Source organism: Mesorhizobium sp. WSM4898 (assembly GCF_029625845.1).
GTDB lineage: Bacteria > Pseudomonadota > Alphaproteobacteria > Rhizobiales > Rhizobiaceae > Mesorhizobium.
Genome location: NZ_JARTVQ010000027.1, coordinates 1 through 1,196, shown reverse-complemented (window position 1 = coordinate 1,196; position 1,196 = coordinate 1). Strand labels below are relative to the sequence as shown.

Annotated in this window: 1 protein-coding gene; it reads right to left on the bottom strand. The window is 63.0% G+C overall.

Translation table 11 applies throughout. The features are described from left to right. Window positions 1-6: 6 nt before the first annotated feature. On the bottom strand, window positions 7-1,107 hold the full coding sequence (locus tag P9228_RS30800) for an ISAs1 family transposase (RefSeq protein WP_095829204.1): 1,101 nt from the start codon (window positions 1,105-1,107) through the stop codon (window positions 7-9). Window positions 1,108-1,196 lie beyond the last annotated feature (89 nt).

Below are 1,196 nucleotides of genomic sequence, written 5' to 3'. Positions count from 1 at the left end.
GCAGGGCTATCGCATATGAGTAAAGAGTTCATAGAAGAAGTCTTTGCTCCAATTGGCCCTGCGCATCTTGCTGGCGATTGGTTTGTCGAGGGGATGGGCAGCCAAGATGTTTTGGGCGAGCCTGCGGATGACGGCCAGGTTTTGTGGCGCGTTGTCCTTTCGGGTGCGGGCGTCATCCTCGTGGAAGACAACATCAAGGCTCCAGTGCAACTGGTTCTCGATCGTCCAGTGGGCACGAACCGTCTCAGCCAATTTGTTGGGCGTCAGCACCTTGGAGAGGGCGATATAGCGGACCGATGTGGTCGTCTTGCCGTCGGCAGTGGTGCGCAGGGCCTCGATGCGGCCAATGGCCTTGAGGCCGGGGAAGGCGGGCGCGTCCTTGAGCCTGGCAAGCGGCAGCACGCTGGCGCGGCGCACTTCGGTGCGGCCATGGCCGCTGTCGCGTGTTTCGAAGCCGGCGATCTCGCCCGCCGCGGCGAAGCTTTTCTCGGCCGCGGCAAACAGACGACCCCGGTTGGCCTTCAGCCCAAGGGCATAATGCGCCTTCTGCGCCAGCAGCGCCTTGGCCGTCTCGGGGCGACAATGCAAGGCGTCGGCCGTCACCGTGCAGCCCTTGAGATCCAGGCTCTTCAGCAGCGCCAGCGTCGCTGCAACCTCGTCGGAGGCCGGCGCCCGCGTTGCCGCAATCGCCAGCCGCGTCTCGGCATCCCAGGCACTGACCATCAGCGGCGGCATGAAGGCGCGGCCCTTCTCATAACCGCGCCTCAGCGCCTTGCCGTCGACGGCCACCACGCCACGCGGTGGGCCGAGCCCAAGCTCACGCCGCAATGCCGCCATGAAGGCGCTCAGCGCATCCGACAACTCCTGCGGATCAAGAAGCCGAAACACCCGGCTGAAGGTGTCGTGGCTCGGACACCCATGCTTCAGCTCGATGAACTCTTTCAGCTCCTCCTCGCGCCCCTCTGCGAACTCCGCAATATCCACACAGCTTTTGGCCCCGCACAGCGTCGCCGCCAGCGCCAGAAACAGAAGTTCAGCAAGATCATGCCGCGCGTTGATGTCGCGCGGATCGCGAACTGCTTGCAGGATCGACAAAACAAGCCGCACTCGGGCCTCCTCTGCTACGAGAAAGCCTCTCAAGAATCCTTTCTTTCCGGCTTGGCAATAGCCAATCAACTTATCTGCGATTCCCCTGC